This is a genomic window from Streptomyces sp. NPDC050636 (genome assembly GCF_040654775.1).
Taxonomy (GTDB): domain Bacteria; phylum Actinomycetota; class Actinomycetes; order Streptomycetales; family Streptomycetaceae; genus Streptomyces.
In genome coordinates, this window is sequence record NZ_JBFAIP010000142.1 from 1 (window position 1) to 13,006 (window position 13,006).

9 protein-coding genes and 4 pseudogenes are annotated in these 13,006 nt (G+C 67.4%); 9 read left to right on the forward strand and 4 right to left on the reverse strand.

The genetic code is table 11. The features are described from left to right. The first annotated feature begins 94 nt into the window (after positions 1-94). The 4 genes and pseudogenes from AB0I10_RS37975 (at position 95) to AB0I10_RS37990 (ending at position 4,082) form a co-directional block, all read left to right on the forward strand. Positions 95-1,858, forward strand: a complete 1,764-nt coding sequence (locus tag AB0I10_RS37975) for a S41 family peptidase (RefSeq protein WP_363157315.1) — start codon at positions 95-97, stop codon at positions 1,856-1,858. A gap of 642 nt (positions 1,859-2,500) precedes the next feature. Next, positions 2,501-2,734 (forward strand): annotated as a pseudogene (locus AB0I10_RS37980) (peptidoglycan-binding protein); the annotation flags it as partial. A gap of 108 nt (positions 2,735-2,842) precedes the next feature. Continuing rightward, positions 2,843-3,127 (forward strand): annotated as a pseudogene (locus AB0I10_RS37985) (M23 family metallopeptidase); the annotation flags it as partial. Between the two features lie 493 nt (positions 3,128-3,620). After that, entirely contained in the window at positions 3,621-4,082 is a 462-nt protein-coding gene (locus tag AB0I10_RS37990) for a carboxypeptidase regulatory-like domain-containing protein (RefSeq protein WP_363157316.1), read from the forward strand. A 189-nt stretch (positions 4,083-4,271) separates the two neighbouring features. Here the strand turns inward: AB0I10_RS37990 and AB0I10_RS37995 are convergent, their stop codons facing one another. Continuing rightward, complete coding sequence (locus AB0I10_RS37995; protein WP_363157317.1) at positions 4,272-4,916, reverse strand: LysE family translocator; 645 nt, start codon at positions 4,914-4,916, stop codon at positions 4,272-4,274. A gap of 175 nt (positions 4,917-5,091) precedes the next feature. Here AB0I10_RS37995 and AB0I10_RS38000 point away from each other — a divergent pair, with 175 nt between their 5' ends. Together AB0I10_RS38000 and AB0I10_RS38005 are read left to right on the forward strand one after the other, a co-directional pair. Then, positions 5,092-5,718: a GNAT family protein gene (locus tag AB0I10_RS38000; protein WP_363157318.1), complete on the forward strand. Its 627-nt coding sequence runs from the start codon at positions 5,092-5,094 to the stop codon at positions 5,716-5,718. A gap of 431 nt (positions 5,719-6,149) precedes the next feature. Beyond that, the gene (locus AB0I10_RS38005; RefSeq protein ID WP_363157319.1) at positions 6,150-6,989 is read left to right on the forward strand and encodes an aldo/keto reductase; all 840 of its coding nucleotides are present in this window, start codon (positions 6,150-6,152) and stop codon (positions 6,987-6,989) included. Between the two features lie 203 nt (positions 6,990-7,192). Here AB0I10_RS38005 and AB0I10_RS38010 read toward each other — a convergent pair. Next, a pseudogene (locus AB0I10_RS38010) lies at positions 7,193-7,288 on the reverse strand (IS5/IS1182 family transposase); the annotation flags it as partial. Positions 7,289-7,348: 60 nt separating this feature from the next. Beyond that, the gene (locus AB0I10_RS38015; RefSeq protein WP_363157320.1) at positions 7,349-7,588 is read right to left on the reverse strand and encodes a hypothetical protein; all 240 of its coding nucleotides are present in this window, start codon (positions 7,586-7,588) and stop codon (positions 7,349-7,351) included. Positions 7,589-8,036: 448 nt separating this feature from the next. Here AB0I10_RS38015 and AB0I10_RS38020 point away from each other — a divergent pair, with 448 nt between their 5' ends. Beyond that, positions 8,037-9,119 (forward strand): DUF5937 family protein, encoded by a 1,083-nt coding sequence (locus AB0I10_RS38020; RefSeq protein ID WP_363157321.1) that lies wholly within the window; start codon positions 8,037-8,039, stop codon positions 9,117-9,119. A gap of 52 nt (positions 9,120-9,171) precedes the next feature. Here the strand turns inward: AB0I10_RS38020 and AB0I10_RS38025 are convergent. Next, positions 9,172-9,305 (reverse strand): annotated as a pseudogene (locus tag AB0I10_RS38025) (IS5/IS1182 family transposase); the annotation flags it as partial. A 370-nt stretch (positions 9,306-9,675) separates the two neighbouring features. On the opposite strand from AB0I10_RS38025, the gene AB0I10_RS38030 reads away from it, so the two are divergent. Beyond that, positions 9,676-10,713, forward strand: a complete 1,038-nt coding sequence (locus AB0I10_RS38030) for a 3-oxoacyl-[acyl-carrier-protein] synthase III C-terminal domain-containing protein (RefSeq protein WP_363157322.1) — start codon at positions 9,676-9,678, stop codon at positions 10,711-10,713. 500 nt (positions 10,714-11,213) lie between these two features. Further along, a complete protein-coding gene (locus AB0I10_RS38035; protein ID WP_363157323.1) occupies positions 11,214-12,974 on the forward strand; it encodes a PKD domain-containing protein in 1,761 nt (586 codons plus the stop codon). Positions 12,975-13,006 lie beyond the last annotated feature (32 nt).

Here is a 13,006-nt window from a genome sequence, read left to right on the forward strand (position 1 = left end):
GGTGGAGTGTCGCAATCCACACCGAACCCAGAAGGCCCTCACCCGTTCAAGCACCCAGCACGCGTGTCACCAACGTGCCGGGACAGCACAACTAGTGCTGCTGGAGCAGAACTACGTCCACCTGCCCCTGAAAATGGCGATGTACGCGATCAACCCGGTGCAGCGGCTTCGGGTGTTGCGGCGACAACTGGAGCGGCAGACCGACGACACCATGCCGCCGGAGTGGTTCTTCCACTCCGAACTGTCGAAGGTCTTCCACTCGGTCCGGGACCTGCACACCAACTACCAACTGCCCGCCCCGTTCAACCGGAAGATCGCCTTTCTGCCGTTCCTCGTCGAGGAATGCACCGGCCCGCAGGGCCCACGGTTCCTGGTCACCCACACCACACAGAACTTCTCCGCCCCCGGCTTCACACCGGGCGTGGAGGTCACGCACTGGAGCGGCGTCCCGATCGAGCAGGCCGTGGAACTCAACGCCGCCCGCTTCGCCGGCAGCAACACGGCCGCGCGGCGGAGCCGGGGCGTGCAGTCCCTGACCGTGCGCTCGCTCAAGGCCCACCTGCCGCCGTTTGAAGAGTGGGTGACCGTCAGCTACACCGACGCCGACGGCACCAAGCGGGAGTTGCGGGAGAACTGGGTGGTGGAGAACCTGCCGCCCATGGCCGACGCGGACTCGCTCAGTGAGACTGCGCTCGCCATGGGACTGGACATTGAAGCCGACGAGACCCGCCGAGCCAATGCCTTGCTCTTCGCGCCGCACGTCATCAGTCAGGAACGGGACGCCGCCGCCGGTCAACTCCCCGTCGCCGCAGCGGGCGAGGTCGCGAGCATGATGCCAGGGGTCTTCCGGGCCCGGACCGCCCAGACTCCTTTGGGCGCCTTCGGGCACATTCGTATCTTCACGTTCCGCGTCGAGGACCCCGCCGCCTTCGTTGAAGAGTTCGTCCGGCTCATCGGCCAACTGCCTCAGCACGGCCTGATCGTCGACGTGCGCGACAACGGCGGGGGCGCCGTCGCCGCATCCGAGCTCACTCTCCAGACCCTGACACCCCGCCGGGTCGTCCCCGAACCGTTCCAGTTCATCAACACCCCGCTCAACCTGCGCATCTGCCGCCAGCGCGCCAATCTCGCCCCCTGGCTGTCCTCGATGGAGCAGGCCGTGGAGATCGGTGCGACCTTCTCCGGCGCGTTCCCCCTCACCCCGGAAACCAGCACCAACGCGATCGGCCAGCAATACTTCGGCCCGGTCGTCCTGATCACCAACGCCCGCTGCTACTCCGCGACCGACGTGTTCGCCGCCGGCTTCCAGGACCATCGGATCGGCACCGTGCTCGGAACGGATGACAACACCGGAGCCGGTGGCGCCAACGTCTGGACACACGACCAGATCAGCTCATTCCTCCCTCAGGATGCGCAGTCGCCCTACCGGCCCCTGCCGAACGGGGCGGGCATGCGGGTGGCCATTCGCCGGTCGCTACGGGTCGGCAAGCAGGCCGGCACACCGCTGGAGGACCTGGGCGTCGTGCCGAATGAACGCCACCAAATGACCCGCCGGGACCTGCTCGAAGACAACGCCGACCTGCTGGCTCGCGCCGGCGAGCTCCTCAAGGCCCAACCTGTACGGGCTTTGGCCATCACAGATGCCGCGCAAGCCGACGGCACCCTGCACCTCAAGCTCAAAACCACCAAGGTTGACCGGGTGGACGTCTATCTTGATCAGCGGCCCCGTACGTCGGTGGACCTCGCCGACGGACAGTCCGACATCACGGTTCCAGGTGCCACCGCCGCGCAGTCCGTGCGAGTGGAGGGATTCGCCGACGGAGAGCTCGTCGCCAGCTGCACCAAGCAACTGGCGTAGCCATTACGACTTCGTACGCGATAGGCGGCGCCTTCGGCGTGAGTGAGTCGCCGGCGCTCTGCCGAATCGGGTGGATGGACCGCGCCGCAGTGCCGGAGAGTGCTCTATCCGGTGGCCTCTCCTCGGATCGGACGACGCGAAGTCCTATGCCCGCCTCATAGAAAAGCTCACAGGCTACGCGTCGCCAATGCCTGACTCTCTGACGAAGCAGTGAGGCCTTGCGCTACTCCGTTTGCGGGGGGCTTCCAGCAGACACATGGTGGATACAGGGGCAAGTGGCCGTACCGGCGGCGCAGAGGTTGTTGCGCCGGCTGTCGACTCAGGGTCCGCTGATGCGTGGAGCTGACATGCACCGGCCCTCCATCGGTGCTGCCCGCCCCCATGGGGGCAAGGAGGCACGATGGTCGAGCTTTCCAACGTGCGATTCGGCAAGCCCAACGATGACGTGAAGTCCGCTCAGTCCGCTCAGTCCACTCAGAACGCTCAGAACGCCCTGACTGCTGTGGGATTCACTATCCCTACTGGAGCCACGGGGGCTGTTCGGAGATGAGACGAGGCAGGTACGGGGATATCTCGCGTGTCCTAGAGGCAAATCCTGACCTGCCACCCCATCCCTACTGAAGGAGAGCCATGCCTGCGCAAGAGCCGTTTCCCGGAGCAACGTTCTTCCACAAAGGACAACGCAGTCCCGTTATTACCGCGATGGGGAAGCGCCTTGTTGCGGAAGAGTGCGGGCGGTACCAGTCGGGTCCCGGCCCTGAATGGACGGATACCGACCGTGAGTCCTATGCGGCCTGGCAGCGCAAGCTCCGGTTCTCGGGCAGCGCTGCTGACGGCACACCTGGCAAGGAGTCGTGGGATCGACTCCGGGTGCCGGCGACAAGTGGTGACGGAAGCCGCGCCTCCTCTCCCGTTCCTGGGCACGGGGTGACGACCGCTTATCGCAAGACGGGGCCCCATTGGAGCCTGGGCTACCACACCGGCGCAGACTACGCCGCCGATCACGGCACGCCCTGCGTCGCGGTACGCAGTGGTTCCGTCCGTATCGGGCGCGATGAAAGCTTCGGCAAGTACCTCGTACTGACCTCTGGCGGGTTCGACTACTGGTACTGCCATCTCTCCGAGCGGGTTGTCACCAGTGGTTCCGCTCGGGCTGGGCAAAAGATCGCCAAAGTTGGCGAGACCGGAAATGCCCATGGCCCCCACCTGCACTTCGAGAAGCGCCCTGCCGGGGCGGGGTTTGGGTCTGACGTAGCTCCCAACTGGTAGCAGGAAATCCATAGGCAACAGGAAATCCATATTCGCAAAGGGCGGACCACACTCGCTCGCCTTCGTCCGCACGCAGCCGTGTCCCCAGCGGTGTTCCTGAACCCGGTCGCCGTCGTTGTCCAGCGTGTTTACGCGGTCCGCTCCGCTTGGCGAGGAGCCGGCCCAGCGGTGCTGCAGGCGACGATCTCCCGTAGGCCGCCAACGGTGGTTCCGGTGCCTGCGTCGCGCTCCCGCCGGGCGGGGTGATCCAGATGCCTCGGTCGAGGCGCGGCGCGAAAATGTATATAGACCGTGGCTGACCGGGAGGACTCCGTGACAGCTAGCGACGGGAATACCTCCAACTCAACCCCCGCAACGCCGAGCTGGCGATCATGCAATGGATGCGCTGCTGTGCTCGTCCAAGAGTCGGTGCCTCTGATCCAAGAGTCGGTGCCTCTGATCCATGAGTCGGTGCCTCTGACTCAATCGGCATTCCGTCCGGAAGGAGACTCTCATGTACGGGCATGCGCGAACAATCACCGACCACAAGCCTATCCCCATGATCAAGGTAAGCGTCTATCGTAATGATCTGTCTCTCATTCGCCACAGCTACACCAACGACGAGGGCCGATACGACGTGGAGATCCCCCAAGGCGAATCGGTCACTGTACGGTTCGACACACATTACTCGCTCAACAACGCGACGGACTGGCATCCTTCAGTGGTCGTCAATGTGATCGCCGGCGACGACGTTTCCTTGGACCGCTATCTTCTCAGAAATGGTCAGGATGCCGATCACGCATCGGCCATGGACGCTCTCAACGGATATCTGCTCGCTGCGTCCTGCAGTGACGTCAAGCCGGACGCCGACTACGCCCGTACAGCAGAGGCGCGCCTCGGGATGCTCAAGCAACACAGTCAGGTGCTCATCGAAATCCAGGAAAGGCTCCGGCAGCATTTCCACGAACAGGCCTAGCGCTCTGTTCCGATTTCCGTGGGTACAAAAACGGCTAACACAATGAGCCGGTGTGCTGCTGGTGAGTGTGACCGGCAGGCGAGTTGAGCGTCGTCCGGCTCTTGGGGCGTCACCGTGGATCGTGTCGGACGAACACTGCATCGGCGAACCAGCCGAAGTCGCTGACCAGGAGGAAACCTGCCTTCAGGCCTAGTCGGCGCGGCCCGTCGCAGCCACCGTCACGCCCAGGCCGATCATCGCGAAGCCGCCCGCCCCGCCGACCATCGACAGGCGACGGTCCGAGCGGGCGAACCAGGAACGGGCCGCTGCGGCACCCAGGCCCCACAGGGTGTCCGTGATCAGGCCGATGGTGACCGGGACCAGGCCCAACAGCATCATCTGGAGGGGGATATGGCCCGCCGAGTGGTCCACGAACTGCGGCAGCACCGCCGCGAAGAAGACGATGCCCTTCGGGTTTGTGACGCCCACGAAAATCCCGTCCAGGATCGTGCGTAGATCGCCACGCCGCTCACCCGCCGGTGCCACCATGTCCGCCGCGCGCATCTCCTTGCGGCGCCGGAACGCCTGCACGCCCAGGTAGACGAGATACGCCGCTCCGGCCAGCTTCACGCCCATGAACACTGCCGCCGAGCTCTCCACCAGCGCGCCGAGGCCCCACGCCACAGCGATCACCAGGACGTACGAACCGACCAAGTTGCCGAGGACCGTCGCGAGCGCCGTGCGGCGGCCGTGTGCAAGAGCTCTACCGATCACGAACAGCACACTCGGCCCCGGAATCACGATCACCAGTAGCGACATCGCCGCGAACGCCAGAATGCTCTCCGTGGACACCATTTGTCCGTCACCTCCTGAACTGCATTTCGGGGGGCCATACAAACAGATGGCGGACCGTCCGCTCCAGGCTCATCCACATGCCGATATCACCGGGCACCGACGGACGCTGCCCCCGGCGCGGAACCACGCGGAAACTCCGTGGCCGACCGCTCGCCCCGGCCCGTACGATCCGCCCATGGCCGAGGACTTGGGTAAGAACATGGCGGCGGAGAGGGGCCGGGAGGCATGCTGGCGGGGGCGGAACGTCGGCTTCACTCCTCTGGAGACCGATGACGCCGAGCTGCTGCAGACGTGGCGGTCCGACCCGACGGCCGCCCATGAGATCGGCTTCTGGCCGCGCGCCCTGTCCTCGCTCCGCGACCGCATCGAGCGCGACATCGACAATCAAGACCGCGACGACTTCCTCGTCCTGCTGCCCGACGGCACCCCCATCGGCCACATAGCCCTCATCGCCCAGGACTTCGCCGACGGCACGGCCGAGGCATACCTCATGCTGGCCCCGCAGAACCGCGGCCAGGGCCACGGTAAGGACGCCCTCGACGCGCTGGCCGACCTGGCCTTCGGCGAACTCCCCCTGCACCGCCTCGAAGCGGTCACCCACACCGAGAACGCCGCAGCCCTCACCGTCCTCGCCGCCTCGGGCTTCGTCCGCGAGGGCGTACGCCGCTCGGCCTGCCTGCACCGCGGCCGCCGCTACGACCTCACGCTCCTGTCCCTGCTCCGCGCCGAGTGGGAGGCGCTGGAACGGCCCAGGTCCTGGGACCATGACCTCCCCAGGCCGGTCACACCTCAAAGCCCGTGAACCGTACTCGGTATCGGCGTGGGCCGTTGAGCGGTGACACGGAGAACGGGTGACACGGAGAACGGGTGGCGCGAGGGGCGTGGCGGGCTCGGGGCCTACGAACGAAGGTCTCCAGCACCGGGCGGTCGGCTCCGACGAGGAACAACCTTCACGAGGCGCCTTTGCCGGGGCCGTTGCCCTGTCGGCGGTGTGGCGGACTGCTGTGCATCTGGCGTCGACCACTACGGCCCGTGGGAGACCGCGTCTCCATCGAATGGCTTCTCTGTCGGCGCCTCGCAGGCAGACGTAGTGGCGCTGGGACGCGTCTCTTCGCTCATGTAGCTCGTTGTCCTCGCCATATCAAGAACAGGTCGGTCCGTCGCTCATCGACACCCCCGAAGCCAACTGCGCTGTTAGCGTTGCCCCTTGATCGAGGGGAGCAAGGACAACACATGGCACCAACTATGTTTCGTATCGGCGGGGATCTAGGCGTGCGGCGGCTCGGGTTCGGGGCCATGCACTTGCCAACCGAGCCGGGCACCGCCCGGGAGACCTCTCTCGCGGTTGCCCGGAGGGCCGTCGAACTGGGTGTCACGCTGATCGACACCGCATATATGTATGGCTGGGGAGCCAACGAGGAGCTTCTCGCCGAGGCTCTGCATCCCTATCCGGACGGGCTGCTCATCACGACCAAGGTCGGCATCGTGCGATCGGAGTCCTCCGGCGAGTGGGGACTCGACGGGCGGCCGGCTGCCCTGCGCGCTCAGGTCGAGCAGGCCCTGCGCCGGCTGCGCGTCGAGCGGATCGAGCTGCTCCAGCTGCACCGCATCGATCCGGAGACACCGCTCGCCGATCAGCTCGGCACGCTTCGGGACCTTCAGAGGGAGGGCAAGATCGACCGGATCGGGCTGTCCGAGGTCACCGTCGGCGAACTTGACCAGGCACGGGGAATCATCGACGTCGCGAGCGTGCAGAACCGCTACAACCTCCTCGACCGCGAACACGAGTCCGTGCTCGCGGCCTGCGAGGCGGCGGGGATCGCGTTCCTGCCCTGGCGCCCAGTCGCCTGGGGGAATTCAGGGGCAGAGGCCGAGATCGCCGCCGTGGCGGCCGAGCTCGGCGCCACTCCCACACAGGTCGCGCTCGCCTGGCTCCTCGGGCACTCGCCGGTCATCCTTCCGATCCCGGGAACTGCCCGAACGGATCACCTGGAGGAGAACCTCGCCGCAGAAGGTCTCGCACTGAGCCTGCCCCACCGTGATCGCCTCGACCGACTGGCCGCGTCGGCATAGGGCTCTGCCTCTGCCGTCATGATCGGAGCCAGATGAGGAGTGAGGCGGCGGTGATGGTGCCCTGGAAGACGTATCCGTGCTCGTCATAGCGGGTAGCGACGGCTCGGCGCTGTTTCGCCGCGTGAACCCCACCACCTGCGGGGGCCTTGTGGCCCTTCTTTGTCTTTTCCGGTCTTTTCCGGTCTTTTCCGGGGTCACATGCCGATGCCACGCCTCCGCAGGTACGCGCGGATCTTGCGGTTGCTGTATGCCTTGTCTGCACCCATGCTGCCCGAGGTGCGGCGCGGACGGCCGCGTCCGCTGCGAGAGACACGGCCGCGTGGAGACCCTTGCTGAACCCCCGGTGAACCCCCGGCGCCTCAGCCGCCGTCTTCCGGTGAAACGTAGGAGACGTAGATGGCGTCCGGCTTCGGCCCCTGCCGGTAAGCCGCCGATTCCTGCGGCTTGTAGGAGCCCTTGTAGTCCACCCACGGCTCCGGTCCCTCCGTTTGCAGCCCGTAGGCGTCGTGGAGATGAACCTGGCTGCTGACCGCGGTCACGCCGATCAGCCCCATCACCACGAGAATGAGGAGCCACGCCCCGCTCTGTGTGCGATCCATGCGGCCGATCATCCCATCTCGCCTTCCAGCGGCGTCAGTTGGGCGAGGGTAAGGGCAAGGGCCCCAGCCGAACAGGGCGGGTGGGACCCTCGCTGTGAAGGGTGAGGTGCGGGTGGGGCGGGTGGGGGCTGTCCAGGACGTCCTGAGCTCGCACGAACTGCACTGTCTGGCAGGGAACTTCACCCGGGTCACGGGGGGTGCCTCGGCGAGCCCCGACGCCCGCACCGGTCCCGATGCCCGCCCGGAGCGGCTCGAAGCGTTCCTCCGACAGGTCCTCGACCAGACTGGAGTCGGGCGCATCGACGCCGCGGACCTGCAGACCATGGCACACAACGTCGCACAACGTCTGCCCAGCCCTTCTCATCCGACGAGGGCGAAGGCACTGTCGGGTCGAGCCGGGAAAGGAGAGCGCAGGGAGGCGGGACACTGGAGGCGGGACACTAAAGGGATGAGCGTGGTGATCGATGTTTCGGACGTTCCCCTGGACCGCATCTCCTTCGGGGTTTCTCCGCTTGCCGAGCTGGGAGCGGCCCTCCATGTCCTGGCCGAACCCTCTCACCATCCCAGCCTCCTCGAATGGGCCACGGAGACCAGGGCCGGCCTCCCGCCGGACCTGGCCGACAGGCTGTACGAAGCGGACATCCTCTGGCGCTCCACGCGATCGGATCTGTTCCTGCCCGGCATCGCGGCGGCGGACCTCAAGGAGGAGCTGGACGCATGGGAGCGGCTGGACGACAACGCCTTCGTTGTCGCCGTGGTGGAGGTCTCCTGTGCCACCTCGTTCACGCACCCCAAGCCCTCTCCCCTCCACCGTGCGGAGGACCGCCGGCGGGCCCGGGAGCTCGCCGCCGGGCGTGGACTGCGTCAGGCGGCGTTCGTCGACCGGCTGCTGGAGGAACCGCAGAAGGTACGAGCCTGGCTGCGCCGGTTGCTGGAGGAATGCGAGGAGACCTTCTTCGGGGAGGTCTGGCAGCGGGTGCGACGTCAGTTGGTGGCCGATGCCCGGCACAAGAACGAAGTCCTCAAGCACCACGGGCTGAAGCAGGCTGTCACCGCGGTATCCCCTGCCATCACTCTTGACGCCGAGCGCGGCCGTCTTGTGGTCGACAAGTTGCAGGACGGCCGGGTGAGGGCCTCCCACACCGGTGTTCTCTTCCTGCCCACGGCCTTCGGATGGCCACATCTCGTCGTCCGGGACGCCCACGGTGACCGGCCGGTCCTCCAATACCCGGTCGCCGTGCCCGACATGCCACCCACCCTGTCGCTGACCACCGTCCAGCAGCGCCTGGAAGCCGTTGCCCATCCCCTTCGGCTGCGCCTTTGCCGGACGCTTGCCCGTGGGCCCCACTCGACGACGGAACTGGCGGATGCCAATGACCTCACCGCGCCTGAGGTGTCCCGGCATCTCGCTGTGCTGAAGAAGGCCGGCCTTACCCGCACCCGACGCGAAGGGCGCTACGTGCTCCACGAGCTCGACATCGACCTGGTCGGCCGCCTTGGCGCCGACCTGCTGGGGAACGCGCTGCGATAGGTGCTGTCCGTGCTGACCGTGATGACCGGCTGATCATGCTGACCGGCTGATCATGGCGGAGCCACCAGCGGATCGAGGCGGTGGTGACGGTGCCGCGGTAGACGTAGGCCCGTTTGTCGTAGCGGGTGGCGACGGCCGGGAGGTCTTGCGTCGGTTGATCGTCCGCTCGGCTTCGTTGCGGCGTTTGCAGAACTCGGTCAGGCAGGTCAGGCAGGTCAGGCAGGTCAGGCAGGTCAGGCAGGTCAGGCCACGGTATCCCCGTCCGCACACGGGACAGGATCGCGTCGATCACCAGGCGTGATCGTTCCACCGGCCACTGAGAGGCGTGGACGCCCGGCGCGGGTGGGCGCTTGGCGGCGACCCTCGGCCGTGCAGGTCATTCGGTGCTTCTCGCGCCACGTGTGGGCGGTGTAGTGGCTGGGTCGCCGCAACGACGGCCTACCGCAGTCCGGGCGCAGCACCGTGTGGTGCCCCTGACTCCCACCGGTATGATAACCCTACGCTTCTTCGTGACTACGGAAAGTGGCCAGATATGGGCGAATGCGGTTCGGCAGTAGTGACCGGAGTCACGGTAGCCCTACCAGCGATCTCCTATAGCCAGGAGGAGTACGCGCTACTGGAGGAGGACGAGACCCGTCGGCGGCTCGTCGACCGAATCGCCGCGAGCTCCGGCATCTCACGGCGTCATGTGGCGGTGAGCCCACTGCTCGACGACGTCAAGAACTGGTCCACGGCCGCGCGGATGCGCCACTACCAGGAGGAGGCACTTCCACTCTGCAAGGACGCCGTGGCCTCGGCGCTGACCGAGACCGGCATCGATCCGGCCGACGTCGGCCTGGTGTGCGTGACGTCCTCCACCGGATACGCCGCGCCGGGCCTGGACACCCGGTTGGCCCGGGACGTGGGCATGTCGCCGACGGTGGAGCGGCTCCTGGTGGGGCACATGGGCTGCTTGGCGGCTCTGCCGGCGCTCGCCGCGTGCGCCAACTTCGTACGCACTCAGCGGCGGTCTGCCGTGCTGGTGAACGCGGAACTGTCGTCGCTGCACCTGCAGCCACCCCCCTGGGACACCGGCCAACGGGTGGTGAACGCACTGTTCGGCGACGCCGTCACCGCCACCGTCATCCAGCCGGAGCGGCCCGCCGAGGTCGGCCACGGCCTGCAGGTCGTGGACGTGGCCGCGCACACGGACACCGAGCACGAGGACTACATGTCGCTCACGGTCGGGGACCACGGGTTCCGGATGGGCCTGTCTCCGCGCGTGCCCGAGGTCCTCGAACGCCACTTGCCGCCCATGGTCGGCGACCTGCTGGCGCGTCATTCGCTCAGCCTCGCCGACGTGCGCTGGTGGGCGGTGCACCCGGGTGGACCGCGCATCCTCGACGCCGCCGCGATCAGCCTCAGCCTTCCTCCCGAGGCCCTGGCCGCCTCCCGGCACGTGCTGCGGGAACACGGCAACTGCGCCTCCGCGAGCCTGCCCTTGGTGGTGAAGGAGCTGCAGCTCCGGTCTCCGCTGGCACCCGAGCAATACGGCCTGGCCCTGGCCTTCGGCCCCGGGCTGACCCTGTACACGGTTCTGTTCCTCGGCGTCTGACCGCGCGAAGGGAACAAAGGTCCGAGGAGACCGGCAGGAATCACCGTGTCCTTCGCTGCCAACGCCACCGCAGCAGCCGGCAGCCCGCCCCCGGGCCGGGGCACGGGAAGCGGCCCGACCGCTCACGACCCGACCGCTCACAGCTCGCCGCTCTCGACTCGCCGCTCTCGGACGACCCCCGGTCCGCCGCCACGTACCCATGCCGCTCGCCGTGCTGCTAGCCGTGGCGGCCGCCATCCCGGTCGACGGAGGTGTCGCCGACTTGCACTGCGGCCCGTAACTGCGGGTAAGTGATCAGTTTCACTCGGTATGGGACCCCGCCCGCAGTCCATGCCGGTCTCCCGACTGCCATCATCCCTACCGATGCGGGATTCAGTTGACTCCGCACGGACCGAAATGACAGCGAAAACAGGGGTATTGGCGTGAGACTAGCGTGGTCGCGGTGGGTTGTGCCAAGGCGGGCGGGCACCGGCGCGGGTTCCGTTCCGGGCGGGCCGGCGGTGGCTCGCCGCTCGTTCGCGACGAGGCGTTTCGCGGCGGTCGGCGCGGCCGCCGTGCTCCTCGGCCAGCTCCTCGGCGGGCTCCCCGCCGAGGCGCAGGCCAGCGCCGTCGCCTTGCCAGGATCGGCGTTCCCCCTCGTCCTCGACGTGGACTTGACGCCGAATCCCGTGTGCAGTGGAGCCGTACGCGGCCGGGTGCAGATCTACGACCCCGCCGCGGCGAAGGCCGGAGCCACCGTGGAGTGGCGCATACGCGCCGGCGAGAAGCAGCTGGCCGGCGGGCGCCTCGACATGGCCGCCAATGTCGGCACGGCCAAGTTCAGCATCCCCTTCGACCGGGTGCCCGCAGCCGAGACCGCCCTACAGGTCGACGCCCGCATCGCCGCCTCGTCCGGCGGCCATGCATCCGGGCGCTACGGCAAGGTCTGGCGGGACACGATCCGCCGCGGGTGCGACCCGGTGCGGGTGGCGTCCGTCGGTGACTCCGTGGTCTGGGGGCAGGGCCTGGACCACGACCAGAAGTTCCCTTACCTGACAGGTCAGTTGCTCGGCCGTGAGACCGGCCGGGGCCATCAGAACATGGACTACTCGATCTCCGGCGCGGTGCTCGACGCGCCCGAGCTGCCCGCGGGCAACGATGACGCGGCCTGTCTGCACACGACGGAGAAACAGGACCCGGACGGCGACGGGGAGATGGAGTTCGGCGAGGTCACCCAGCAAATGCCGGACGTGTTCTGCCAGTTGGAAAAGGCGGGTGCGCAGGCGCGGGCGGGCGGCTACGGGCTCGATCTGGTCGTGATCAACGGGTGCATCAACGACCTCGATCCCTTCTTCGGCATCGGCGTCGGCATCACCCCCGGCTCGAAGAACCTGCCCGAGGCAGTGAAGCGCGAGTGCTCGGGCGTCGGGGCGGCAGCGGAGAACCCGGCCAAGGACGTGCCCTACTTCAGCGGCGCGAAGGTCGGATACGGCGGACGCGGGATGCGGGCGGCGATCGAGAAGGCCCACTCCCTGCCGGGGCGGCCGAAGGTGATCGTGGCCGACTTCTACTACGCGCTGAGCCGCAGCAGTTCTCCGATCCCGGTGAAGACCTGTTCGACCCCGGGAGTCGCCGGTGCGCGGTTGACCTTCTGCAGGGGCGCCCTCGGCAGTGTGGCCGAGCGCTACGAGCAGTACACACAACTGGCCAATGCCGCCTACCGTCAGGCGGCGGTCGCCGCCAACGAGGCGTCCACGGACGGTCCGTACGCGGTTGCGGCCGACGGACTGTTCACCGTGGACAATGCCCTTCTCACCCGGGACTCCAAAGTCTGGAACACTCCGGTGACCGACCCGGCCTTCCCGCTGCGCACGCGGGCCTGCCCCGAGCTCAGCTCGACTCCGGCGCAGTGTTTGAGTGCGGCCGTCGCTCACCCCGACATCGAGGGTGCCCGGCAGTACGCCGACGCCTTTCTCCTCAACCCGAGCGTTCGCGAGTGGTTCCACCTCCCCCGGCAGGGACCCCGGGCGCAGCTCAACGTCCCGAAGAACACGCACGTCGGCAGTGAGGTGCGCATGTCGGTGACGGTGAACGGAAAGCCGCCCGCCGCCGGGTATCGCTACCACTGGTACTTCGGCGACGGTACGCAGCGCGAGACCGACGAGGCGACCGTCACCCATGCCTACGACCGTAAGGGGCCCTGGCTGGCACGCCTCGTGATGATGGGTCAGGACGGAAGGAAGGTCCTGGTCGAAGCCACCCGGGCCATCACCGCGGACTGAAGGCTCCGGACCGAGGGGCGGCTCGCAGGCGC